Genomic DNA, 25779 nt, shown 5'->3' with positions numbered 1-25779 from the left:
ATGCGGGGGGTATAAACGTAAAACTTCCTGCTTGCTGTGTAAAACGCATACGGAATTTGGATTTGTGTTGTGTTGTGTTTTTACAAAGCGTTTATTTTACAAAACGTTTATGTTGCGGAGATTAGGAATATCGCATTCTGTGATGTTTATGAACTCAGTCAAATTCTGTAGTGGGGGAGCAGTGTGTAGTTTGTGCTTAGTGTGGTATCAATGCGCATCTTTTTTATATGATCACAAATATAAAAAAGGTGGGGAAACCACCTTTTTTAATCTATTGCCTACATTCATCCAAGTAGATGAAGTATAAGATATTGATTATTTTTCCGATTGTGTGTCATGTGGAAAGTTATTGTGTTTAGAGCGGCTCAACTTTCATGGGTGCGTTTTGTTTCGAGCGCATATCCTGTTTCATGGGCATGTCTTGTTTCACAGTCATGTCCTGTTTCATCGGTACGTCTTGTTCCATAGTCATGTCCTGTTTCGTCGGCATGCCCTGTTTTGCAGTCATATCCTGCTTCATCGGCATGTTTTGTTCCATAGTCATGTCCTGTTTTACAGTCATGTCTTGGCGAGGCGAAACAACTTGAGCTTGGGCGATGAGAGAAGTGCAAGAAAGAGCAAAAGCACTGATCAATGAAAGATGTAAAGATTTCATCTATAACTACTCCTTATTTAATTATCTACTAATTATGTATGAAAGCAAATGATATTCATTTGCTACGGTTATTCTATTGCCGGCAGATGTAATGCGGGGTTTTATAAACGTAAAACTCCTTGCTTGCCGTGTAAAACGCAAGTGAAGCTTGTTTCTTGTTGATGCCCTGATTTAAAGTGTCGTTTGTTTGGCATTTTTTGTTTTATTGAAAATTTGATATTAAAGATAATTGATTGATTACCAAGGAAAGGGTAGTGAAATGGCTTCTGTTCGTCATGTTTTTTTTGTGTCTGATCGCACCGGTATTACTGCCGAAAGTATGGGGTCGGCTTTGTTAAATCAGTTTGACGGTATTGAGTTCAGACAAATTACGTGTCCGTTTGTGGATACTGTGCAAAAAGCTGAAGATGTGGTGGCGCAAATCAACCATGTTGCCGAAACAGGGCATGTTCGTCCGCTGATTTTTGCCAGTATTGTTGATGAAAATATTCGCCGGATTGTGAAAGTGGCATCGGGTTTACATTTGAGCTTTTATGATGCGTTTATCGGTGAATTGGAAAAAGAGCTGCACGCTGAAGCCAATCATTCTGTGGGCAGAACGCACGGTATTCAAGACACTGAGCGTTATGATGCACGCATGGAAGCCATCAATTTTTCTTTGAGCCACGATGATGGTGTCAGTGATAAAGATTTACAGAAAGCCGATGTGATTTTGATGGGTGTATCGCGCAGCGGCAAAACGCCCACTTGTTTGTATCTGGCACTTCAATACGGTATTTTTGCTGCCAATTATCCGCTGACGCCTGAAGACTTGGACAGTACGGATTTACCGCGCATGCTCAAGCCGTTTCGTCATAAAATTTTTGGCTTAACCATTGAATCCGAGCGATTACACCATATTCGCAGTGAACGCCGCCCGAATTCACGTTACGCCAGTATTGATAATTGTTGCCAAGAAGTGAATGAGGCAGAATCAATGTTCAGGCAGCACAATATTCCGTTTACCAACACCACACATAAATCTGTGGAAGAATTGGCGGCGTATGTGATACAGGCAACCAAATTACGCCGTCGGTTTTGAGTAATCAGGCTGCCTGAATATCTACCGTATTTGCTGAAAGTAAATTTTTATCGTTATGCCAACTGATCACACCTCAATTCGAACAAACAACCATTCACATCTCATTACTGATGCGGTATCACGGGCGATGCCGCATGAGCTGTTTTCGGATTGGGAAAAGTTAAAACCCTTCGCCGATAAGCTTTTTTATGGTATGGACGAAGGGCATACTTATTTGCCGCTTCAAAGCAGGCAAGTAAATGTGTTGGCAAACATGCCTGTTTTGGTGGGCAATGCGAGTGAATTTAAGCCGTTTATCTTGGATAAACAACGCTTATTCAGCGGGCGTTTGTGGCAATTGGAGCAACAGATTGCCGCTCATTTATTGCGTTTGGCACGAGGTAACGGAGCTAAAATCATTGATTGGCATTGGGCGGCAGAGCAGCTGCATTACCATTTCAACCACATGGCTGAGGCACAAAAAACCGCTGTTGCTTTGGCTTTGATTCAGCCGCTGATGCTGATTAATGGCGGACCGGGTACGGGTAAAACCACCACGGTTGCGAGTTTGCTGATGCTGCTGTGCCAAAACATGCTGCGTACACAAAATAAATTGCCGCGTATTGTGCTGGCAGCACCCACAGGTAAAGCCGCTGCGCACATGGCTGATGCTTTTCAGGTAGCCTTAAATCGTTTTTCATCCGATGAAGGTGTTGAAACCCATTTACGTCAAGTAGGCGGGCAAACGCTGCACCGTTTGCTGAAACTGCGTCCGCCTTTATTGCAGACGCCTTATTCACAAGAAAATTCTTTATCTGCGGATATTGTGGTGGTTGATGAAGTGTCCATGCTGGATTTGTCTTTGCTGCACACGCTGCTTGATGCTTTGAAAACGGGTACGCGATTGATTTTGCTTGGCGATCACAACCAACTGCCCGCTGTGGGATTGGGCGATGTTGTGCGTGATTTGGCACAAAAAACGATACTGCCGAGACAAACTGCGGAACAATTGCGGCGTTTGCTGCCTGAAGCAAAAATAGACACCGAAAACCATACGCCGCCGTTAAGTGCCAATGTGGTTACGCTCAGCCAAAGTCATCGTTTTGATGCCGAAAGCGGTATTGGTTTGCTGGCATCAGCGGTTACCCAAGGAAACATCACCTCGGCGGCACAGGCGTTTTCTGAATTTCCTGAAGAACTGGTTTGGCGGCAAATATTGAGCGCAAAAACCCATTCAGATTTGTATCAAATACAGCAAAACTATTGGCAAGCGGTTCGGCAAAACAATCCTGCGGCAGTCTTCGCGGCTTTGAAGCAAGTCATGGTGTTGGTTGTGCGGCGTGATGACGCAACGGCGTTTAACCAAGCCTACCGTGATTATTTGAGCTTGCACGAACATTCGGCACAAAAAACATGGTTTGCCGGCTTGCCGCTGATGGTCAGTCAAAACGATTACAGCGTGGGTTTGTATAACGGCGACATCGGCGTGGTATTGCCCGATAAAAAAGGGGTGTTGCAGGCATATTTTGACGGCGGCAGCCGCTGTGTTGCGTTGAGCCGATTGCCTGAACATGAAGATGCGTTCGCCATTACTGTACATAAGAGCCAAGGTTCGGAATATGATACCGTGTATTTATTACCGCCGAATCCTGCAATCAATGCCGAATCGGATCAAACGGCTTTATTCAGTCGCGCACTCCTTTACACGGCGATTACCCGTGCCAAATCGCGCTTTGTGTTTTTGGAGCTGCCTGAAACTTTTCAGGCAGCCTTAAATACGCATTCAATACGGCGCAGCGGCTTGCGTACCGCATTGCAAGAGCAAAATAACATTATTTAACTGACCTTTACTTATTGGCGCGAAATGATTAGAATTATCAATTCTGAATTGCAGACGGTGTTTTATAACGCATGTGATGCCGTTTGAACAGAACAACAGATAGCTTGTTCAGCAATCCGTTTTTTGGGTTTGCATGCTGAAGTACAGAGGATTGCTGTGTTGCGCGTATAAAGATTGCAGGTAACTGAATGAGCGATCAAAAGGTCTTCGGCTACGGCATATTTTTCAAGCGGTATTGAATTTGAAACAGCTTATCTCATCTCAAACAACAATTAGATTGAAGGAGTAAATATGAGTTTTAATCCCATACACATCACATTCAGTATTTACATTATTGCGGTGATTTTAATTGGATTGGCGGCGTATTTTGCTACCAAAAATTTTGACGACTACATACTGGGCGGACGCAGCTTGGGCAGTTTTGTAACGGCAATGTCTGCCGGTGCATCAGATATGTCGGGCTGGTTGTTGCTGGGCTTGCCCGGTGCGATTTATGTTTACGGCTTGAGCAAAGCGTGGATTGCCATTGGCTTGATAGTGGGTGCGTATTTCAACTGGCTGCTGGTGGCGGGACGTTTGCGTGTTCATACCGAATACAACAACAATGCCTTGACTTTGCCGGAATATTTTTTCCACCGCTTCGGGCAATACGGTATTTTGATTAAAGTGGTATCTGCTGCGATTATTCTGTTTTTCTTCACTATTTATTGTGCTTCAGGCATTGTGGCGGGTGCGCGTTTGTTTCAAAGCCTGTTTGCAGTGGATTATGTTACTGCCATGTGGCTGGGTGCGGGCGCAACCATTATTTACACCTTTATCGGCGGCTTTTTGGCAGTCAGCTGGACGGATACGCTTCAGGCAACCTTAATGTTTTTTGCCTTGATTTTAACGCCGATTATGGTGTATCTGGCGGTGGGCGGTGCAGATGAAGTGAATACGGCGATTCAAGCCGCAGCAGCTACAGCTGGTAAAGAATACAGCAATCTGATTTATGGCACGAGCTTTGTTGGTGTGGTGAGTGCCGCGGCTTGGGGCTTGGGTTATTTTGGACAGCCGCATATCTTGGCGCGGTTTATGGCGTCCAGTTCAGTCCAATCTTTGAAAAAAGCACGCCGTATTGGTATGACATGGATGATTTTGTGTTTGGCAGGTGCGGTTGCCGTTGGCTATTACGGCATTGCTTATTTTGGACATTATCAAAATCAAATCAATATGTTGGGCGGTGACCCTGAACGTATTTTCATTGCCTTGGCAACTTTGCTGTTCAATCCTTGGATTGCCGGTGTGATTTTATCTGCCATTTTGGCAGCGGTGATGTCCACATTAAGCTGCCAATTGCTGGTGTGTTCCAGTGCGATCACCGAAGACTTTTATAAAGGCTTTCTGCGCCCGAATGCGGAGCAAAGCGAATTGGTTTGGATTGGTCGTTTTATGGTGCTTGCCGTGGCTGTGGTTGCCATTTTGATTGCGTCAGATCCCAAAAGCCGTGTGTTGGTTTTAGTGGAGTATGCTTGGGCGGGTTTTGGTGCCGCATTTGGCCCTGTAGTCATTTTTTCGGTATTCTGGAAACGCATGACTGCCGCCGGTGCCTTGGCCGGTATGTTGCTGGGCGCTTTGGTTGTGGTGTTTTGGAAGCCGATCACCGGCAGCAGCTTGTATGAAATTGTCCCTGGGTTTATTGCGTGTGCCATTGCCATTGTGGTGGTGTCTTTGCTGACTAAACCCGCCCAAGGCATTGAAAAACGTTTTGAAGAAGCCGATGAAGCTTTCCAAAGAATGCAGAAATAAGTAAAGTAAACGAAAGAGTAAGTAAAACAAAAACACCTGCGCCTGAATTCATCAGACACGGGTGTTTTTTGTCTGTATTATTCATAAGATTTTCTGTCTGTTTTATTGATTGATATGAGTGAACGAGCCCCAATCGGCATTATTGCCGCCATGCCTCCTGAATTGAATGCCTTAATCGAACGATTGGTTGATAAGCAATACATTGAAATCGGTGCTTTTGTGTTTTACCAAGGTTGTTTGGCAGGGAAATTGGTGGTGCTGGCATTAAGCGGTATTGGTAAAGTCAATGCTGCTATTACTGCGGCATTGCTGATTGAACGGTTTTCTCCTTCGGCCATTATCAACACAGGAAGTGCCGGCGGCTTGGGAACAGGTATGCGCGTGGGTGATGTGGTCATTGGCGCAGAAACCGCTCATCATGATGTTGATGTTTGTGCTTTCGGCTACAATAAAGGGCAAATACCGCAATTGCCTGCTCGGTTTGAATCTGCTACTGAATGGGTTGATAAAGCAGGAAAAGCCGCTGAAAAATTCACTGGTGCGACAGTGCATCACGGTTTAATCGTGAGCGGTGATCAATTTATTCATGATGCCCGAAAAGTTCAAGCCATTAAGGAAGATTTTATTGATGTGCTGGCAGTGGAAATGGAAGCCGCTGCCATTGCGCAAACCTGTTATCAAATGGAGACTCCATTTGTGGTGGTGCGTGCGGTTTCTGATTCCGCCGATGAAAAAGCAGAGATGAGTTTTGATGCTTTTTTGGAAACGGCGGGGCGGCGTTCTGCTGATATGGTGGAAGCCTTGATTCAAATTTAATGATTTGTGTGTTTTTGGAGGATTAACGATGAAATACCGTTTTGGATTTATCGGAGTGGTTGCTGTGGGTTTGCTTGGTGCGTGCGGCGGCGAGAAGCAGTCGGCAAAAATAGATGTGGCTGCCTGTAATACGGCTTTAATCACACCCAGTATCCAGCAGCAATTGCAGAAAAATATTACAGAATCAGCACGTCAATACATTGCCACTGATTCACGCGGCTTTATTGATGCCGATAAAATTATTGCCGCTGCCAGCCAGTTGTTGGTTAATGTTGATGATGTTGCGGTGGACAACAGCACGCCAACAACAATGTGTAAAGCAGCCTTAAAAGTATCTGTGCCAAACACTGTGTGGCAAACCGCACAAAGTAACGCGCCTTTGGTTTTTCCCGCACCAAGAACATTTACTGATATTTTAAATCAACAGGTAAACGGCAGCGGTGTCAGCTGGAATGCCGATGTTTTCAGCCAGCCTTTAAGTTATATGCCTGCGGCGGAAGCAGCAGCGAGTGCACCGGAAATCACAGGGCAGGGCATCAATGCGCTCAGTCAAATTTTAAGCACTGCATTGCTGCCTTATGGCGTGAAAGATTTACTGACCATAAACGGAAAAGTAATTAACCGTGCCGATGCGCTGAAGAATGTCAATAACTTGCAATCAATTCCGGAAATACCGGTAAGTGCATCTGAAGCCAGTGCCAATGCTGATGCACAAATGGCCAGTGCCATTCTAAACGGTGGTGCGGTATTGCCGCCCAATGCTGTTGCAACAGTATCTGCCGATGATTTATTGCAGGCACAAAGCAATAGCCGCAATGCGACAGCCGAAATTAATCGTTTGTGGCGGGATATGGACGGAAGCATTCGCAACGAGCTGACTGGTGATCAAGAGCAATGGGTTGCCCAGAAAGAAAAGCAATGCCGTGCCGCCGCACAAGCAAAATCCGGCAGTGAAGCAGAATTGGCACAATTGAATTGTGAAACACAATTAACCAACCAACGCATTAACTATTTGCGCGGTTATGTGATTCATTGATGACGCATGGAAAACCAATATCTTCCGCGCCTGTACGGTAGTAAACTTTAACCAAGCAGCCTTAGGGCTGCTTTTTGTTTTCTAAGCTACCTGTGCGGCAGTGAACTCATGGCAAACACCTCAAAAACAATCCAAGCCTTTCTAAGCTGCCTGTGCGGCAGTGAACACTATGACCTGATTGACGCAGGTCAGACACGCTTTCTAAGCTGCCTGTGCGGCAGTGAACGAGTTAAGCGCAGAAGAAAAAACCGAATTAGATTTCTAAGCTGCCTGTGCGGCAGTGAACAAAAAACATCATTGCGCCTTTGCGTGATGCTGTTTCTAAGCTGCCTGTGCGGCAGTGAACAATTTGAGACATTTCTTTATATGCTAGTTCATATTTCTAAGCTGCCTGTGCGGCAGTGAACAGTGCATGTATTATTTAATAAAGTAACGCGATTTTCTAAGCTGCCTGTGCGGCAGTGAACCATAGCTATACTATTATTTTTCTCTCTGAAAAATAATAGTATAGCTATATCAAAAACAGGCAATTACACAATTTAAATTACAGTCTCCTTGGGAGCAAAAAACGAAGCGTGAATTATGGCTGTGATGTTACTGTTTCACTGATACGGGAATTAGTCCCCTGTCAATCAGAATCTGACAAGAGATGCCTGGCAAGCGGACAACATCCCACACTAAGAGAGGTTCGAAGTCCAATCATGTAATCTGATTCTGGGGTCAAAGCACCAGAACCAAAGGGTCTTGTTCCCTTTCTTCAGATTTAAATCCTGCTCGTTTATAAAATGGATAACTCCTGTCACTGGGCCATACAACCAACAACTCGCACTTATTCGCAACTGCCTGGTCTTTAACAAAATTCAATAATTTCTTACCAACCCCATTATTCCGATAAGCTGGTCTTACGTAGACATTCGTTACATATCCCCAGCAACCATTGATTCCGTATGGAGAAGGTATTTTATTCACCAAAATCAAAGAAATAACGCCTATCAACTCCGCATTTTTTTCAGCAACAAAGTTGATTAAGTTCCCCATAGCATCTAATTCCATCTCTTTTTTTAGAAATTGCTCTGTAAAATGGGCTTTATCTATGGGTTGTTCTGTTTCTTCGTCATCGCTGCATAAAGCCCAACGCAGATCGGCGAGTGTGGGTAATTCGGAAATGATGGATTTACGTATGTGGATCTCATTACAATTTAGGGGGCTACCTGATTTCATGTGTTTGCCTTACGTTATTTATATAATTCTGCAGCTTTTAAAAATAGAGTCTTGATGTGTTGCCTTTAATCTAAGAACCTATGTTCAATAACGTCTAAGAACCAATATTCAAAAAATTCTTAATAAAATCATATGATGTCAAAAAACGACTCAATCATCGCCCATTGGCTATCTGTCAAATCACTCGGGTACATAAAGGATTACCTACTATCTTGGTTTATCTGCTAATTATACGCCATATGATTTTATTAAGAATTTTTTGAATATTGGTTCTTAAATATTATTGAACATAGGTTCTAAGTATAGTATAGCTATATTTCTCAACAACCATTGCCTGTTCGTTTGACAGGCAGACGGCAGGTAGGCAACAATGCGGGCAATTCGGAATTTAAAAGGCTTTGCACGACTACAACCGAATTCTCCGCTTCGCTCGTGACGGTATCTGTGTTATTTTGATGTTCGTTTTTTGCTGGGTTTGGCATATATAGCAATGATGAACAAAAATCAAGCCAAAAATGAATTTAATGCGGGCAGAAACACTTCAGTAATGACCAGTGGTTCTTGATTTAAATGAAACACAGATTGCCTTGCCCAGTGTTTTTGTACCGCATCATCGCCCTCAATGTCGGCAAACGCGTAAACAAAAGGGGATCTTTGCCAAGGCAGGTTGTTTTGAAACAAATGCTCTCCCAAAGATTGTTCGCCGCATTGCAGTAATGATGTCCAAAAAGAGGCATTGTTTGTGCAGACACTTCGCGCCCAAACAACCGCCGTTTGATTGAGACACAGCTCCACTTCGCGCACAAAAAGTTTGCCTGCCTGCACCCATGCCAAATCAGCGGTTTCCGGTGGAATATCGTGGTATGTGCCTAAATGGCGTAAATGCACTGAGAACTCAGCATCTAAATTTTTCAGGCAGCGTGTCAGAGATTCGGCAGACAATAATGTACTGATGTTTTTTGATTCATCAAGTACCAAATGGTTTTGCCAATGCAGGGTATTCAGATTTAACGTCATTTGCGTCAGAAATACAGTAATTACAATAAAAAATACCTGCCGCTGATTTCTGAAACAAAACAGCGGCAGGGAAACAATTTTTATTCAAACATGTTTATTCTTCAAATGATTTTTGCAGCATTTCCGGTTTTTCAATCAATGCTTTAATCGACAAGCGCACACGACCGCGGTCATCCATTTCAATGGCTTTGACATTGATTACTTGACCGATTTGCAAATAGTCACTGACATTTTTCACACGCTCATGTGAAATTTGGCTGATGTGAACCAAACCGTCTTTGCCCGGTATCACCGACACAATCGCGCCGACATTATTATCCAGTAATTTGATAACAGTACCTTGGTACACCTTGCCGACTTCAATTTCCGCTGTGATTTCTTCAATACGACGGCGGGCAGCTTCACCGGCTTCGGCGGTAACGGCGGCAATGGTAATTGTACCGTCTTCGGCGATATTGATTTCTGTACCGGTTTCGGCGGTGATGGCGCGAATGGTTTCGCCGCCTTTGCCGATCACTTCACGGATTTTGTCTTGGTTAATTTTCATGGTGTAGAGGCGCGGTGCATGCTCCGACAGCTCTTGGGGACCATCTACTGCTTCTTTCATTAAGCCCAGGATGTGTAAGCGCGCTTCTCTGGCTTGTTTTAAAGCGATGTCCATGATTCCTTTGGTGATGCCTTGGATTTTGATGTCCATTTGCAAAGCAGTAATGCCTTCGGTGGTGCCGGCTACTTTGAAATCCATGTCGCCCAAGTGGTCTTCATCGCCTAAAATGTCGGTTAATACGGCAAATTTATTGCCTTCCAAAATTAAACCCATGGCAATGCCTGCCACGTGGGCTTTCAATGGGACACCAGCATTGAGCAAACTCAAGCAGCCGCCGCACACAGAAGCCATGGAAGATGAACCGTTGGATTCGGTAATTTCCGATACCACGCGCATGGTATAGCTGAATTCTTCGGCAGATGGCAATACGGCAATTAATGCGCGCTTTGCCAAACGGCCATGACCGATTTCACGGCGTTTCGGTGCGCCCACACGACCAACTTCGCCGGTGGAATAGGGGGGGAAGTTGTAGTGGAGCATGAAACGGTCGCTGTATTCTCCGCTCAAGGCATCAATAATTTGTTCATCACGCTGCGTACCTAAAGTGGCAACAGCCAAGGCTTGGGTTTCGCCGCGGGTAAATAAAGCTGAGCCGTGGGTGCGCGGTAATACACCGGTTTGGATATTAATCGGACGTACGGTGCGGGTGTCGCGACCGTCAATGCGCGGTTGGCTGTCTAAAATTTGTCCGCGCACCACATCGCTTTCCAATTTTTTGAATAATCCTTTGATTTGATTGGCAACCAAAGTATCGGTGTCTTCGTTGATTAATGCTTCGGCAATGGCAGACCAGGCTTCGTTTAATTGGGCAGTTCGTGCTTGTTTTTGTTTGATTTTGAAGGCAGCATCAATTCGTGCAGCGGCAATTTCGCGCACTTTTGCTGCTAAGTTCTCATCAACAGCAGTTGGCTGCCAGTCCCACATTTCAGGGTTTACCTCGTCGGCAAATTCATTGATGGCAGTAATGGCGGCTTGCATTTGTTCATGTCCGAATACCACAGAACCCAGCATTACGTCTTCAGGCAGTATATCGGCTTCAGATTCCACCATTAACACGGCTTTTTCTGTGCCTGCCACCACCAAATCCAAGCGCGATTTTGCCGATTGTCTTTTGGTGGGGTTTAAGACATATTCACCATTAATATAACCTACGCGTGCCGCACCAATCGGACCGGCAAACGGCACACCCGACAACACCAAAGCGGCAGACGCACCCAGCATGGCGGGAATGTCTGAGTCAATTTCAGGGTCAATCGATACCACCATTGCCACGATTTGAACGTCGTGATAGAAGCCTTCGGGAAATAGCGGGCGAATCGGGCGGTCAATCAAGCGGCTGGTGAGAATTTCTTTTTCACTTTGTCTGCCTTCGCGTTTGAAAAATCCGCCGGGAATGCGGCCGGCAGCGTATGTTTTTTCAATATAATCAACGGTTAATGGGAAGAAATCTTGTCCTTGTTTGACTTCTTTGGTTGTGGCAACGGTAACCAATACCACGGTATCGCCCATAGATACTTTTACTGCCGCCGCCGCTTGGCGTGCGATTTCACCGGTTTCAAAAGTAACGGTATGATTGCCGTATTGAAATGTTTTGATGTGCTTATTAAACATATTATTCCTTAATTATTTAGGTATGGCAGTTTTGATTGATTAAAAAATACAGACCAATATTTTAGATGACAACAATAGTTATGCGTTCTAAAACGCTAATTATGCACACGCAAAATGAATGTACATAGTTAGGGCTTCAGAGCAGCAAAACCGACTTTTCAGGCAGCCTTTTGAGATAATCTCATCTTTAAGAAAGCAGACAAAAGAAACCGTCATTAACAAACCGACAGCAAAGCCCGTTGTGGTGATTTTGCTGTGTTTTGTTCCGCATGGCAGAAATTGAATATCAGTGTGTTTTCAAGTTCTTCCAAATCAAGAAGAACAGTATTTCAGGCAGCCTGATTTTGTGTATTCTAACACGAAATATGCTTATTTTTTTATCAAGCATATTAGAACCCATGTTTAAAAAAATTCTTAATAAAATCATATGATGTCAAAAAACGACTCAATCATCGCCCATTGGCTATCTGTCAAATCACTCGGGTACATAAAGGATTACCTACTATCTTGGTTTATCTGCTAATTATATGCCATATGATTTTATTAAGAATTTTTTGAATATTGGTTCTTAAACATTATTGAACATAGGTTCTTATTTTGAATTAAAGTGATTTGAATGTGAAATTAAGTTGTTGTGATGAGTGAAGCAATAAAATCGGTTTCATTTACTTTTTTTCACAATTTACCCATAATCTTGTCAATCAAATTTAATGACTGAATCAGCAGCAAAGTCTTGCTAAATGCTGAAATCCTTTTGTATTTACTCTGAAAATGGTGAGCATGTTGTCTTCTTTATTCAATACTATTAAAAGTCGCCTGAAAAATGACTTTTTGAGTGATCGTTTTCACACCTACATTCAACTGATGCGGGCAGACAAGCCCATTGGTACGCTGCTGCTGCTGTGGCCTACTTTGTGGGCATTGTGGATTGCTGCTGATGGTTCACCGACATGGCAGCTGGTGCTGCTGTTTGTACTGGGTACATTTTTTATGCGCAGTGCGGGTTGTGTGGTAAACGATTTTGCCGATCGTGATTTTGACGGTGCGGTGGCACGTACCCAAAACCGCCCGTTTGCGCAAAAGAAAGTCAGCACAAAAGAAGCCTTTGTTTTGGTTGCCGTATTGTGTTTTTTTGCACTGTTATGCTTATTGCCCATGAATCAATTCACTTGGCTGATGAGCCTGCCTGCGCTGTTTTTGGCATTCAGTTATCCGTTTACCAAACGCTTTTTTCCTTTGCCGCAGTTGTATTTGGGATTGGCGTATTCGTTTGGTATTCCCATGGCGTTTGCGGCAGAAACGGGGAGTGTACCAGCATTGGCATGGTTGATTTTTTGCGCCAATGTGCTGTGGACCCTGGCTTATGACACCATTTATGCTATGGCAGATAAAGAAGATGATTTAAAAATCGGTATTAAAACTTCGGCAATTACTTTTGGTAAATATGATGCCGAAATCGTGATGTTGTGCCACGCCGGCTTTACTTTGCTGATGTTGATTTTGGGCTGGCAAATGAAAGCGGCGTGCCCTTATTGGCTGGCGGCGGCAGTGGTGATTTATTGGCAATACCGACAATACCCTGCCATTGCCGGACGCAATCGCATGGCTTGTTTCCATACTTTTTTACGCAATAATCGAATTGGTGCAGTGTGGTTTATCGGTATTGTGCTGCATTTTTGGTGGACATAGCAGTTTCATTGCCCGAATAAAATTTCAGGCAGCCTGATGTGTTTAGTGTTTTGTATTCACTGACATGGAAGTGGTGATTATGTTAATGCCTTCGGATTTGAAAACCATTCTGCACTCTAAACGTGCCAATATTTATTACCTGCAATATTGCCGTGTACTGGTTAATGGCGGGCGGGTGGAATATGTTACGGACGAGGGCAAGTCATCTTTATACTGGAATATCCCGATAGCCAATACCACGGTTGTTATGCTGGGAACCGGAACATCGGTAACTCAAGCTGCCATGAGAGAATTTGCCAGAGCGGGTGTATTGGTGGGTTTTTGCGGCAGCGACGGAACACCGCTCTATTCCGGTAATGAAGTAGATATTGATGTTTCATGGATTAGCCCGCAAAGCGAATACCGCCCCACTGAATATCTGCAAAACTGGGTGTCATTCTGGTTTGATGAAAAGAAGCGACTGATTGCCGCCAAACGTTTTCAACAAATTCGTTTGCAGCAAATTGAACGCCATTGGACTGGTGCAAGAATGCAGCGGGAAACACGTTTTAGTCCTTCTGCATCAATACTGAAAGATAAATTGGATCGCTTTCGTACGGGAATAGAGAAGGCTTCCGATCATAACGAATTGATGAGCCAAGAAGCGCAGCTCACCAAAGCACTTTATAAGCTGGCCAGTGATGCAGTGCAGTATGGTGATTTTACCCGAGCGAAACGCGGCGGCGGTACTGATAGTGCTAACCGTCTGCTGGATCAGGGTAATTATCTGGCATACGGACTGGCAGCCGTAGCAGCATGGGTTACGGGAATACCCCACGGTCTTGCGGTGCTGCACGGTAAAACACGGCGCGGCGGCTTGGTGTTCGATCTGGCTGATTTGATCAAAGATGCACTGGTATTGCCTCAGGCTTTTATTGCGGCAATGGAAGGCGAGGATCAGCAAACCTTTCGGCAGCGTTGCATCAGCGGGTTTCAGCAGTCTGAGGCACTTGACCTGATGATTGAAACGTTGCAGGAGACGGCACTTAAATTGAGGAGCGAGCGCGAATGAATGTCCTGATTGTCTCGCAGTGCAGCAAAAAAGCCCGAGAGCAAAGTTGTCAGATACTTGATCAGTTTGCTGAACGTAAAGGAGATAGTTGCTGGCAAACGGCGATTACGCAACAAGGGCTGGATACGTTGCGGCGGTTGTTACGTAAAAGTGCTCGCAGAAATACGGCAATTGCCTGCCATTGGCTCAAGAAAAATGGGCAAACGGAGCTGCTTTGGATGATAGGAAATCTTCGGCGTTTTAATGCTCAGGGATCGGTACCAACCAACAGTACATCGCGAGATATTCTGCGCAGCAAGCATGAATCGGGTTGGCGCAGCGTGGAATCGATTGCTGTTCTCGCGGCAATTGCCGGTCTGTTTCATGATTTTGGCAAAGCAGGGACTTTGTTTCAGAAAGGGCTAAAAGGGAAATCAGCTCCGCGGTATCAACCGTTTCGCCATGAATGGTTATCGGTACGCCTGTTTCAGGCTCTGGTTGGAAAGCAAACCGATGTGCAGTGGCTGGCGCAGCTTGGCACTCTAACGTCGGCTGATGAAGAAGTACTACTGGCGAATCTGTATAAGGACACGCAGAGCCACACCCACACTAACAGCCCGTTTACCGGTTTGCCACCGCTGGCGCAGGTGGTTGCTTGGCTTATCTTGTCCCATCATCGCTTACCGCAGTATTTAGGGGAAGTTGCGCCCCCCAGTTTTGAAAATGATAACTGGCTTACCGAGCAGCTCAATATTGACTGGAACGCGCGTAATCACGTTGATAGTAACTGGCGAGAAAAGGATTTTCGTGATGTATGGAACTTTTTAAATGGAACACCATTACGGAGCGAAACCTGGCGTGAGAAGGCCAGACAACTGGCTAAACGGGCGGCGCATGCGGTTTCCATCTATGAATTCGGCAAAATAGATCAGCTTTTTACCCTGCACCTGGCGCGTATGACGCTGATGCTTGCCGACCATTTCTACTCTTCGCAGACCCCACGTGTGGTGTGGCAAGATCCAGCCTATGCCGCTTGGGCGAATACCGATCGTGAGACTGGGCAGCTTAAGCAAAAGTTGGATGAGCATAATGTCGGTGTTGCACATCATGCGCTTTTATTGGGGCGAAGTTTACCTGTATTGCGTGAGCATCTGCCCGCCATAACACGGCACAAAGGCTTCCGTGAAAGAGCTAAATTGGTGCGTTTTCACTGGCAGAATCGCGCATGGGACGTGGCTGAAGGATTGCGTGAACGTGCACAGCGTCAGGGCTTTTTCGGAATTAATATGGCATCAACCGGTTGCGGAAAGACCTTTGCCAACGCACGCATTATGTATGCTCTTGCCAATGAAGAAAAAGGTTGCCGCTTCACCGTGGCTCTGGGTTTGCGTACCCTGACGCTGCAAACCGGAGACGCTCTCAGGGAAAGGCTGAATCTGGGAGAGGACGATCTTGCCGTATTAATCGGCTCTTCTGCTGTGCGCGAGCTACATAATGATAAGACTGATTACAAGCTGCATGATGCTGAGGAAGACGATCGCAGCAGTGCTTCAGAGAAGGATTTGTTTGAAGAGCATCAGTATGTCCATTACGACGGCGTAATTAATCAGGGACCATTGCGGCAACTGCTGGACAGTGATCCAAAGTTGAGTAAGCTGATTAATGCGCCCGTTTTGGTCTCAACAATCGATCATCTCATGCCCGCAACCGAAGGGGTTCGTGGCGGCAAGCAAATTGCGCCAATGCTGCGCCTGTTAACCAGCGACCTGGTGCTGGATGAACCGGATGATTTTGATATTGCTGATCAGTATGCTCTTTGTCGTCTGGTGAATTGGGCAGGAATGCTTGGCAGCAGGGTGTTGCTCTCTTCGGCAACACTGTCGCCGTGGCTGGTGATGACGCTTTACAGCGCATATCTCTCAGGGCGAAAAGCCTTCCAGCAGGCATGTGGTGAGCCCGGACAAGCACAGGAAGTGTGCTGTGCTTGGTTTGATGAAGATGAGTCTTGTAGCTCTGTATTCGGTGCTCATGAGCCTTTCTGGAAATATCATAATCAGTTTGCCCAGCGCCGTGCCCAAAGGTTGGATAAAAAACCGGCTCTGCGGGAGGCGCGTTTGGTTACTGTTGAACCGGCTGCCCGGGAAATAGAGACATTTGCTGCCACGCTTCAACGTGAGATTCTGAATTTACACCGCAACCATCATCAGCGGCACCACAGCGGCAAAACCGTTTCGCTGGGGTTGGTGCGGATGGCGAATATCAATCCTCTGGTGGCAACCGCACAGGCACTGATGACCATGCCTTCACCGGAAGGCTACTGCATTCATTATTGTGTCTATCACAGCCAGCATCCGTTGCTATTCCGTTCGCATATTGAAAAGCGACTGGATGCGGCATTTTCCCGCCATGACGAGCATCAGATCTGGCAGCAGCCCGAAATTCAGGAGGCGCTGGAACGGAATCCCGCTATGCACCATGTGTTTGTGGTGTTGGGTACTTCCGTGATAGAGGTTGGGCGGGACTGGGATGCAGATTGGGGCATTGCAGAACCGAGTTCGATGCGCTCGCTAATCCAGTTTGCCGGACGTATTCAACGCCACCGTCAGCAAAAACCAAAGTGTGCTAATTTTCTGATACTCAGTAAGAATTTTCGTGCATTAAAAAACGGCACGGAAAAAGTTGCCTACTGCCGCCCGGGCTTTGAGAGCAAGGATTATAGGCTTAAAAGCCACGATCTCGCGGACATTCTGCTGCTTAAGCAATATCAATTTATCAATGCCGTACCACGTATCCTTGAACCTGATGAACCTTACAGGGACACCTCTTCTTACGGCAATTTAAGTACTCTGGAACACGGGCGCAGCTATAGGGAGTTGTGGGGCGTGAAAACAGACAAAAAACAGCCTATGGCAAAACGGCCTCCTGCAGTCATTTGGTGGCGCAAACAGATTAGTTGGAGCGCAGAGCTGCAAAGACTCACGCCATTCAGAAAATCTCAGCCCGAAGAGCAGCTATTTTTGTATATGGCAGAAGAAGATGATAAGCCAAAGTTTTGTGTGCTTGATGATGGATACAGTGGCTGGAAAGATGCGGGAAATATTGGTGCTGTTGAATTGCAAATGGCGATCGGAGTTTCTGCCTGGTTGGAGAGTGATTACGCTGCTGTGATGCTTGATATTGCTGAACGAAAGGAGATGGAATTGACGCAGGTAAGTAGACGCTACGGCGAAATCAATTTGCGAAAGGCAGGAAATGGTGTCTGGCTTTATCACCCGCTGTTGGGTGTGTTTCGTGCCCTCGATTGAGGACACGAGCTGCCTGTGCGGCAGTAAACGACGAAATTTAGTTAATTTATAAATCCATATTTCTAAGCTGCCTGTACGGCAGTGAGCAATGAATGCAGCTGACCTTTTGCAATCATATATTTCTAAGCTGCCTGTACGACAGCGTTGTGAGTTTAACAAAAAAAAATATTTTAGTAAATTTTTTAATTATTATTAATTGATAAATCCATAGGATTGACATTAATTTCTTGGAAGAGTATATTTTTGATCATCGTGCTAAATCTGTTGATGGGTGATCTTATGAAATTGTTTGAAAAAGCTTTCTTCATATGTCTGGTAGAAGTTGCTGTGCTTTGTGTTAAACCTGCGTATGTTCAAAACCATTTTTATGGGTAGTTCTCGGGCATTCAGGAGCCGGTTCCGCTTTTGGGTGAGCGTTCAAAATTCGATAACGATAAGGATGTGATATGTCACAAAAGAAACTAACGGATTTTATTGTGGAATACATTGCCGGACGACGGCAAGCCAAGCTCGAAGCCTTCGATAAGAAGAATGCAGCAAATAACTCGCCGGAAAGCGAAGTTTTGCAGGAGCGACAGGCACTTGAGCTGCGCTATGAGACGCGTAACTGGCTAACAGATGCAGCAAAACGAGCGAGGCGAATCACTCTTCCCGTGACTCATGCCGCGAAATTTACTCACAGTGATTCGAAAAGCAGCAGTATCTTTATCGAAACCCACACCAAAGAAGGCTATCTTTCAACGTCAACACTGAGTAGCCCTGCTGAAGATATCGTTGGCGACGCCGCCGCTCTTGATATCGCTAAGTTGCTGCAAACGGAGGTTGAGGGCGACTCGCTTCTGGCGTGCCTGAAACGCAACGATGATTCACCACTGGCTGTTTTGGCGGAAACACCCGAGCAGCTTGCTGAGTGGTTGGCGGGTTTCTCACAGGCATTGACGACAAAAGACCCAACTTCTCACACACTTGCCAAACAGGTTTATTTCCCTGTTGCTGGTGATTATCACTTGCTGAATCCACTTTTCCCCAGTTCGCTGGCACAGGCACTACACCAAAAAATAGTTGCGCAGCGTTTTAGCGAGGAAGCAAAAGCGATCAGGCAGGCGCGCCATGAAAAGAAATGGCACTCAGAAATGCTGGTCATATTCCCCAATACCGCTGTGGTCAATTTTGGCGGTACAAAACCGCAAAATATCTCGAAGTTGAACAGTGAGCGAGGCGGGCGTGTATGGCTGCTTCCTGCCAGCCCGCCTGTCTGGGAAAAACAGGATAAAAAGCCACTTACGATGACCACGATTTTTGACTCTGGTTCTTTTAAACGTGCGACGAAGCAGACACTGCGTCAACTTATTCATTTGTTGGTCAGTACCGGCGAAAAAAAGAATGCCAAAATCCGACGGCAGCGTGATCGCTATATTGATGAGCTTATTGACCTGTTATTCAATATTGCTGCGGGCATTCAACGCGAAGACTGGGCGGGCTGGACGAAGGATAGCAAGGATAGCGCGTGTCAATTAAAACGGCATCAGCAGTTTTGGCTTGACCCTTATCGGGTTAATATTGATGAAATTTTTCGCGCCGAACGTGATAAAGATGATTGGCAGGTGAGTGTAGCGAACGATTTTGCCCTCTGGCTGAATGATCACCTTAAAAAAGGGGGATTAAGTGTGGAGCTGGTGGAACGGAGAGAGTGGCAAACAAAGTTCCATCAGCGTTTACACGAGATAGAGCTGGATTTCAGGAGATACCGCCATGAGTAAGCTCATTATTTTACACCGGCTGAAGGTGGAGAACGCAAATGCCATTGCCGGGCTAACATGGGGGTTTCCGGCAATTACCCATTTTCTCGGGTATACACATGCGCTGTCGCGAAAGCTCGAAGCCAGCCATGGACTAACGCTGAACGGGTGTGGTGTGGTGTGCCACAGTCATCAGGTTCATGCCCATACCTCAGGATGGGATTATCAATTTGCTTTAACCCGCAATCCGCTAACAAAGGAAGGAGAGACAGCCTCTTTTAATGAGGAAGGGCGAATGCACATGACAGTTTCCTTGTTGCTGGAATGTCACGGGGAAATTAAGAATGGTGAAGTGGGGTTCCAGGAGCTGGCGCAGCACATGAAAGTGCTATGCCAGACACAAAAGCTGGCGGGTGGCTTCATTACGGATATACGTAATGTCCGTATTTGCGCACTTACCGCCGATGACAAAAATTGGCGTGCGATCCGTTACAGCCTGATGCCGGGATTTGTTCTGTTGGATCGCTCCGCTTTACTGAAGGATCATTTTCAACAACTGCATCAGCAACAGCCTGATGCGGAAATGTTTGATGCTTGGCTCGATTTTGCGGCATTCAAAATGAAAGCCAATGAGTCAGGGGACTGGCAATATCAGCAGAAACCTGCTCCTGGCTATCTGGTTCCGCTGATGACCGGGTGGCAGCGCATATCTCCTCTTTATCACGCCGGTGTTGTGGCAAATGCACGTGATGCTCAGTCGCCGTTCTGTTTTACAGAAGCCGTTTATGGCGTTGGCGAATGGCGCGGCATTCACCGTATTGAAGCTCCTGAGGAAATATTTTGGCATTATCGCACCACAGAAACCGGCTATTACTGCTGCGGGCAATTTGCTCAAGAAGATGAAGCGCAAGACAAAGACGACCCCATCAATTTTGATGACAATTAAAGGATGACATCATGGCTAAAAATTCAACGATTAAAACAGCATCTGTACTGGCTTTTGAACGTAAGCTGGCGAACTCTGATGCGCTGTTATTTTCAGGTAACTGGCAGGGTGACAGTTGGCAGGCAGTGAAAGTACAGGAGAAGGCGGTACGAGGAACCATTTCCAACCGGCTGAAAAATGCGATTACCAGCGACCCTGCGAAACTGGATGCTGAAATTCAAAAAGCCAACCTGCAACGCGTGGATGTGGCGGCTTTGCCTGCCGAAGCGGATACCTTAAAAATAGAATTCAGCCTGCGGGTGTTGGGTAATCTGGCAACGCCATCGGTCTGCAATAACAGAGAGTATCAGGCGGAGCTGGAAGGCGTGATCAATGGCTATATTGCGGAGCATGGTTTTGCTGAATTGGCATTGCGTTATGCTTCTAACCTGGCAAATGGTCGCTTCCTGTGGCGTAACCGCGTGGGTGCAGAGCATGTGCGAGTGATTGTTAAAGGAACAAAAAACTGGGAGTTTAACGCCCATGATTATTCGTTGCGTGACTTCAAAAACAGCGACAAACAGCTGAAAGAGCTGGCGGCAGAAATCGAACACGGTTTGAAGGGCGATGGCTTCGTACTGTTGAATGTTGAAGCGTATGTGCGCCTGGGGCAAGGGCAGGAAGTATTCCCGTCCCAGGAGCTGGTACTTGACAGCAACAGTACCAAAAGCAAAGTGTTGTATCAGGTAGATGGTGTGGCTGCCCTGCATTCGCAGAAAGTAGGTAACGCCTTGAGAACCATTGATACCTGGCATCCGCAGGTAGAAACACTCGGTGCTATTGCGGTAGAACCGTATGGTTCTGTCACCAGCCGCGGTGTGGCATGCCGCCAGCCAAAAGAGAAGGTGGACTTTTATACTCTGTTGGATAACTGGGTAATAAAAGGCGATAAACCACCGGTGGAACAGCAGCATTTTGTGATGGCTGTGCTGATCCGTGGCGGCGTGTTTGGTGAGAAAGAATAATAAGGACACACTCATGGATAGCTATCAGGATATTCGTGTCCTCCCAGACCCTGAATTTAAGGCATCAATTTTACTTTCAGCCTTGTTTGCCAAACTTCATCGAGCACTTGTGGCTCACGGAAAAGGCGATGTCGGTGTGAGTTTTCCTGGGTATGAGGAAACGACGCTGGGTGAAGTGGTACGTTTGCACAGTGAGCGGGCGGTGCTTGAGACTCTGGAGGCGACCGGCTGGCGAGCAGGGCTGAATGATTACTGCACCACCTCAGAAGTACTACCCATTCCGGAAATTAAAAGCTGGAGAAACGTATCGCGCATACAGGTTAAAAGCAGTGCCGATCGACTATTACGGCGCTCGGTGCGTAAAGGGTGGATAACGGAGGAGGAAGCGCAACAACGCGTTCTGAATCACCAAAACCAGAGTTGCAAACTGCCTTTTATTCAGATGAAAAGCTTGTCTTCAAAGCAGGCGTTTCGGCTATTTATCCAGCACGGGGAACCACAGCAATCACCCTCCTGCGGACAATTCAGCAGCTACGGCTTGAGTGCAGAAGCAACCATCCCCTGGTTTTAGTTCAGTAAATCGGGTGGGAGTCCACTCGGTTTTTCTTTGACAAATTTAGCTTTATAGCCAGCCCTACTGACAAATACTGTTGCGCTCCGAGCTGACCCTTTTTTTAGGTGTTTTTTTAATTATATGATTTTTATATAAAATATTTTAGTACTCTAAAAAAGGGTTTTTAGGCTGAAAGGTTGATTAAGTTATTGTTATCAGTGTATTGTATTTTTTTACTCCTGTTCACTGCCGCACAGGCAGCTTAGAAAGATCGGTTAATTCTTCATTCTGATTGCCGTAATGTTCACTGCCGCACAGGCAGCTTAGAAAGCCGTGCCGCTTTCCAGCTCGCTGAACTGCAATGTTCACTGCCGCACAGGCAGCTTAGAAACAGACGACAATACAGGGTGGCTTTCCGGCTCTGTTCACTGCCGCACAGGCAGCTTAGAAAAGATCGCCAGCCATATTCAGTACTGTTGAGCAGTTCACTGCCGCACAGGCAGCTTAGAAAGGACACCGCATCGGGTGATTTTCAGCTGCTTGATGTTCACTGCCGCACAGGCAGCTTAGAAAACCCCGTGTAGCAACGGGCGGCAAGATTTTAAGTTCACTGCCGCACAGGCAGCTTAGAAATTGTTTGACGAATTGACAAAAATATCGCCGAAAGTTCACTGCCGCACAGGCAGCTTAGAAATATTAAAGTGCTTTTAATTGCTTTTTAAAAACGTTCACTGCCGCACAGGCAGCTTAGAAAGCCAACCAACAACAAAACGCCCAAGAACAACAGTTCACTGCCGCACAGGCAGCTTAGAAAAGACAGACTTGTCTCAATGGCAGCCGAACAACGTTCACTGCCGCACAGGCAGCTTAGAAATGCGATTTCCAAATAATTAAATTCAGCTGGGGGTTCACTGCCGCACAGGCAGCTTAGAAAAAATCATCACTTGAGTTTTTTTCACAAAAGGAGTTCACTGCCGCACAGGCAGCTTAGAAATAGTTCAATAGAATCGGTTAAACATACCAGCTGTTCACTGCCGCACAGGCAGCTTAGAAATCATATCCGTTATTATTTTCAGTGATTTCAGTGTTCACTGCCGCACAGGCAGCTTAGAAACATGGCGGCGGTTACGTATGCCGATGCCGTCTCGTTCACTGCCGCACAGGCAGCTTAGAAAAGCAACGGCAACACAATAAAAATAAATAACGGGTTCACTGCCGCACAGGCAGCTTAGAAATGATATGCAGCAAGCCGGAAGTTCTACAAAGTGTTCACTGCCGCACAGGCAGCTTAGAAACATACACTGCTATAGAACAGCTGCATCGCGTTGTTCACTGCCGCACAGGCAGCTTAGAAAAATCGCTCATCAGCAACTAAGCGGTCATATGCATTCACTGCCGCTCACGCTGAGTTTTTAAATATCCGCAGCCCCCCAGTACAGCTCCAAAAATTCAGGCAGCCTTTAGGCTGCCTGAAAACAGGTTAAACCCAATAAATCAATGAATTAACGTTTATCCACAGGAATATAATCACGGCGTTCTGAACCGGTGTATAGCTGACGCGGGCGACCGATTTTTTGGTGCGGATCGGCGATCATTTCGTGCCAATGAGATACCCAGCCTACAGTACGTGCCAAGGCAAAAATCACTGTGAACATGGATACAGGGATTTTTAACGCGCTTAGAACGATACCTGAATAGAAATCTACATTCGGATACAGTTTGCGCTCAATGAAATAGGGATCGTTCAGGGCGATTTTTTCTAATTCCATTGCCAATTTGAATTTGGGGTCGTTATGCAAACCCAGTTCGTTTAATACCTCATCACAGGTTTGTTTCATGATTTTGGCGCGCGGGTCCATGTTTTTGTAAACGCGGTGACCAAAACCCATTAAGCGGTATTTGCGCTCTTTTACACCTTCCATGAATTCGGGAACGCGGGAAACATCGCCGATTTCGTCCAGCATTTTCAGTACGGCTTCATTGGCTCCGCCGTGTGCAGGCCCCCACAAGCAAGCGATACCGGCAGCAATACAAGCAAATGGATTAGCACCGGAAGAACCGGATAAACGTACTGTGGAAGTAGAAGCGTTTTGCTCATGATCGGCATGCAAGATGAAGATGCGGTCTAAGGCACGTACTAAGATGGGATTGGGGGTGTACTCCTGAGTAGGCATGGCAAACATCATGTGCATGAAGTTGGCTGTGTATGACAGGCTGTTTTTTGGGAAATTAAAGGGTTTGCCCGTAGAGTAACGATAACACATTGCGGCGATGGTGGGGATTTTCGCAATTAAGCGGAATTCGGCAATGCGGCGATGCTCGGGGTTGTTGATGTCCAAGCTGTCTTGATAAAACGCTGCCAATGCACCGACAACACCAACCATCATCGCCATGGGGTGCGCATCACGGCGGAATCCTCGGAAAAACCAAGTTAATTGTTCATGCACCATGTTGTGGTGCAATACGCCATTTTCAAACTCTTCTTTTTGCTTGGCATTCGGCAATTCACCGTAGAGCAGTAAATAGCAGGTTTCCAGAAAACTGCTGTGTTCCGCCAATTGCTCAATCGGATAGCCGCGATAGTACAATTGCCCTTTATCACCATCAATAAAAGTGATTTTGGATTCACATGATGCAGTGGAGGTGAAACCGGGGTCAAAAGTGAACATGTCCGTACCCGCATACAATTTGCGGATGTCAAGAACGTCAGGTCCTAAAGTACCTGATAATACCGGCAAATCCAAAGCATCTTTGCCTTCAATATTGAGAATGGCTCGAGACATCTCTAACTCCTTATTATTTTACTTAATGAAAACAGATTTCAGGCTGCCTGAAACTTCGATTGAGTATATCCAATCCAAGTTTCAAAAGGAAGCCGTTACGCCTGTCTGATTTTTTCCAACAATGGCCGGAAAGCGGGATTACTGCAGATTTCGGTTTGATTAACCCAAGCCAGAAATTCCTGATCGGGAGAATCAAGCAATTGAGTCAATAAGGTTAATTCATTATCCGATAATGCGTCAAATTCTTTAACCATAAATCGTTCAAGCAAAATATCCAGTTCAAGCAAGCCGCGGCGCATCAGCCAGCGGATACGCCGTTTGGCAGCATTGCTAAACACGGTTGTGTCAGCCGGCATTACATTGCTCGTTTCAACATAACTTCCTTAATCTTACCGATGGCTCGGGTCGGATTCAGGTGTTTCGGACACACATCAACACACTGCATGATGGTGTGGCAGCGAAACAGGCGATAGGGATCGTTTAAATAGTCCAAACGCTCGTTGGTGATGGTATCGCGGCTGTCAACAATGAAGCGATAGGCGTTGAGCAAACCGGACGGGCCGACAAATTTATCGGGATTCCACCAGAACGATGGGCAAGCAGTTGAACAGCAAGCGCACAAAACACACTCGTATAATCCGTCTAACTCTTTGCGCTCGGCTTGCGTTTGCAAACGTTCGCCGTCCGGCACGGGATGATTATTCACCAAATAGGGTTTGATGGAGTGGTATTGATTGAAAAACTGTGTCATGTCCACGATTAAATCGCGGATAACCGGTAAGCCGGGCAAAGGGCGTAAGGCAATCGGCTGCTTTAAGCTGCGAATATCGGTTAAACAAGCCAAGCCGTTTTTGCCGTTGATGTTCATGCCGTCAGACCCGCAAATACCTTCGCGGCAGGAACGGCGAAACGATAGGCTGTCATCTTGAGCTTTGAGTTTAATCAAAACATCTAATAATTTAACGTCTGTCGGTTCAACCTCCACCTCGTAGTTTTGCATATAAGGCTTGGCATCGACGTCGGGATTATAGCGGTATATTTGAAAACGTATTTTTTCCATGGTTTGTGATTCCTGTGTG

Annotated in this window: 19 protein-coding genes and 2 CRISPR repeat arrays; of the genes, 12 read left to right on the top strand and 7 right to left on the bottom strand. The window is 46.0% G+C overall.

Features of this window, described 5'->3' with window-relative positions; translation table 11 throughout:
* Positions 1-355: 355 nt before the first annotated feature.
* Positions 356-655 (bottom strand): hypothetical protein, encoded by a 300-nt coding sequence (locus Q384_RS12165; protein ID WP_037588623.1) that lies wholly within the window; start codon positions 653-655, stop codon positions 356-358.
* A gap of 259 nt (positions 656-914) precedes the next feature.
* Between Q384_RS12165 and ppsR the strand changes: the two genes are divergently transcribed.
* From ppsR to Q384_RS12140, 5 genes are all read left to right on the top strand, one after another.
* A complete protein-coding gene (ppsR, locus tag Q384_RS12160) occupies positions 915-1736 on the top strand; it encodes a posphoenolpyruvate synthetase regulatory kinase/phosphorylase PpsR (protein ID WP_037588622.1) in 822 nt (273 codons plus the stop codon).
* A 193-nt stretch (positions 1737-1929) separates the two neighbouring features.
* On the top strand, positions 1930-3555 hold the full coding sequence (gene recD, locus Q384_RS12155; protein WP_169740869.1) for an exodeoxyribonuclease V subunit alpha: 1626 nt from the start codon (positions 1930-1932) through the stop codon (positions 3553-3555).
* Positions 3556-3846: 291 nt separating this feature from the next.
* Positions 3847-5343 carry a sodium/proline symporter PutP gene (gene putP / locus Q384_RS12150; RefSeq protein WP_037588620.1) on the top strand — a complete coding sequence of 499 codons (1497 nt, stop codon included), beginning with the start codon at positions 3847-3849 and terminating at the stop codon, positions 5341-5343.
* A gap of 114 nt (positions 5344-5457) precedes the next feature.
* Positions 5458-6159, top strand: a complete 702-nt coding sequence (locus Q384_RS12145; protein ID WP_037588618.1) for a 5'-methylthioadenosine/adenosylhomocysteine nucleosidase — start codon at positions 5458-5460, stop codon at positions 6157-6159.
* 28 nt (positions 6160-6187) lie between these two features.
* Positions 6188-7195: a lysozyme inhibitor LprI family protein gene (locus Q384_RS12140; protein ID WP_037588616.1), complete on the top strand. Its 1008-nt coding sequence runs from the start codon at positions 6188-6190 to the stop codon at positions 7193-7195.
* A gap of 78 nt (positions 7196-7273) precedes the next feature.
* A CRISPR array of direct repeats spans positions 7274-7662; the repeat unit is 28 nt; unit sequence TTTCTAAGCTGCCTGTGCGGCAGTGAAC.
* A 253-nt stretch (positions 7663-7915) separates the two neighbouring features.
* On the opposite strand, the gene Q384_RS12135 is transcribed toward Q384_RS12140, so the two are convergent.
* The 3 genes from Q384_RS12135 to pnp all read right to left on the bottom strand — a co-directional run bounded on the left by Q384_RS12135 (position 7916) and on the right by pnp (position 11651).
* Positions 7916-8416 carry a GNAT family N-acetyltransferase gene (locus Q384_RS12135; RefSeq protein WP_051941027.1) on the bottom strand — a complete coding sequence of 167 codons (501 nt, stop codon included), beginning with the start codon at positions 8414-8416 and terminating at the stop codon, positions 7916-7918.
* 504 nt (positions 8417-8920) lie between these two features.
* A complete protein-coding gene (locus Q384_RS12130; RefSeq protein WP_051941024.1) occupies positions 8921-9433 on the bottom strand; it encodes a chorismate--pyruvate lyase family protein in 513 nt (170 codons plus the stop codon).
* Positions 9434-9527: 94 nt separating this feature from the next.
* Positions 9528-11651 (bottom strand): polyribonucleotide nucleotidyltransferase, encoded by a 2124-nt coding sequence (pnp, locus tag Q384_RS12125; RefSeq protein WP_037588614.1) that lies wholly within the window; start codon positions 11649-11651, stop codon positions 9528-9530.
* Between the two features lie 780 nt (positions 11652-12431).
* Between pnp and ubiA the strand changes: the two genes are divergently transcribed.
* The 7 genes from ubiA to cas6f all read left to right on the top strand — a co-directional run bounded on the left by ubiA (position 12432) and on the right by cas6f (position 21935).
* Positions 12432-13340, top strand: coding sequence for a 4-hydroxybenzoate octaprenyltransferase (gene ubiA, locus Q384_RS12120; RefSeq protein ID WP_051941021.1), 909 nt, complete (start codon positions 12432-12434; stop codon positions 13338-13340).
* Positions 13341-13419: 79 nt separating this feature from the next.
* On the top strand, positions 13420-14391 hold the full coding sequence (cas1f, locus tag Q384_RS12115; RefSeq protein WP_037588668.1) for a type I-F CRISPR-associated endonuclease Cas1f: 972 nt from the start codon (positions 13420-13422) through the stop codon (positions 14389-14391).
* Complete coding sequence (gene cas3f, locus Q384_RS12110; protein ID WP_037588612.1) at positions 14388-17675, top strand: type I-F CRISPR-associated helicase Cas3f; 3288 nt, start codon at positions 14388-14390, stop codon at positions 17673-17675. The genes cas1f and cas3f overlap by 4 nt, the downstream gene beginning before the upstream one ends.
* A gap of 446 nt (positions 17676-18121) precedes the next feature.
* A complete protein-coding gene (gene csy1 / locus Q384_RS12105) occupies positions 18122-19435 on the top strand; it encodes a type I-F CRISPR-associated protein Csy1 (protein WP_037588610.1) in 1314 nt (437 codons plus the stop codon).
* On the top strand, positions 19428-20360 hold the full coding sequence (csy2, locus tag Q384_RS12100) for a type I-F CRISPR-associated protein Csy2 (RefSeq protein WP_037588608.1): 933 nt from the start codon (positions 19428-19430) through the stop codon (positions 20358-20360). The genes csy1 and csy2 overlap by 8 nt, the downstream gene beginning before the upstream one ends.
* A gap of 11 nt (positions 20361-20371) precedes the next feature.
* The gene (gene csy3, locus Q384_RS12095) at positions 20372-21364 is read left to right on the top strand and encodes a type I-F CRISPR-associated protein Csy3 (RefSeq protein ID WP_037588606.1); all 993 of its coding nucleotides are present in this window, start codon (positions 20372-20374) and stop codon (positions 21362-21364) included.
* A 13-nt stretch (positions 21365-21377) separates the two neighbouring features.
* Positions 21378-21935, top strand: a complete 558-nt coding sequence (gene cas6f / locus Q384_RS12090; protein WP_037588604.1) for a type I-F CRISPR-associated endoribonuclease Cas6/Csy4 — start codon at positions 21378-21380, stop codon at positions 21933-21935.
* 223 nt (positions 21936-22158) lie between these two features.
* Positions 22159-23272: direct repeats of the CRISPR family, unit length 28 nt; unit sequence GTTCACTGCCGCACAGGCAGCTTAGAAA.
* A gap of 147 nt (positions 23273-23419) precedes the next feature.
* Here the strand turns inward: cas6f and gltA are convergent.
* From gltA to Q384_RS12075, 3 genes are all read right to left on the bottom strand, one after another.
* Positions 23420-24700: a citrate synthase gene (gltA, locus tag Q384_RS12085; RefSeq protein ID WP_037588602.1), complete on the bottom strand. Its 1281-nt coding sequence runs from the start codon at positions 24698-24700 to the stop codon at positions 23420-23422.
* Between the two features lie 95 nt (positions 24701-24795).
* Positions 24796-25056: an FAD assembly factor SdhE gene (locus Q384_RS12080; RefSeq protein ID WP_037588600.1), complete on the bottom strand. Its 261-nt coding sequence runs from the start codon at positions 25054-25056 to the stop codon at positions 24796-24798.
* Positions 25056-25760 (bottom strand): succinate dehydrogenase iron-sulfur subunit, encoded by a 705-nt coding sequence (locus tag Q384_RS12075; protein ID WP_037588598.1) that lies wholly within the window; start codon positions 25758-25760, stop codon positions 25056-25058. Before Q384_RS12075 ends, Q384_RS12080 begins: the two co-directional genes overlap by 1 nt.
* Between the last annotated feature and the right edge of the window lie 19 nt (positions 25761-25779).

The sequence above is a fragment of the Stenoxybacter acetivorans DSM 19021 genome (assembly GCF_000745895.1).
GTDB lineage: Bacteria > Pseudomonadota > Gammaproteobacteria > Burkholderiales > Neisseriaceae > Stenoxybacter > Stenoxybacter acetivorans.
This window is presented reverse-complemented; position numbering and strand designations above follow the sequence as displayed.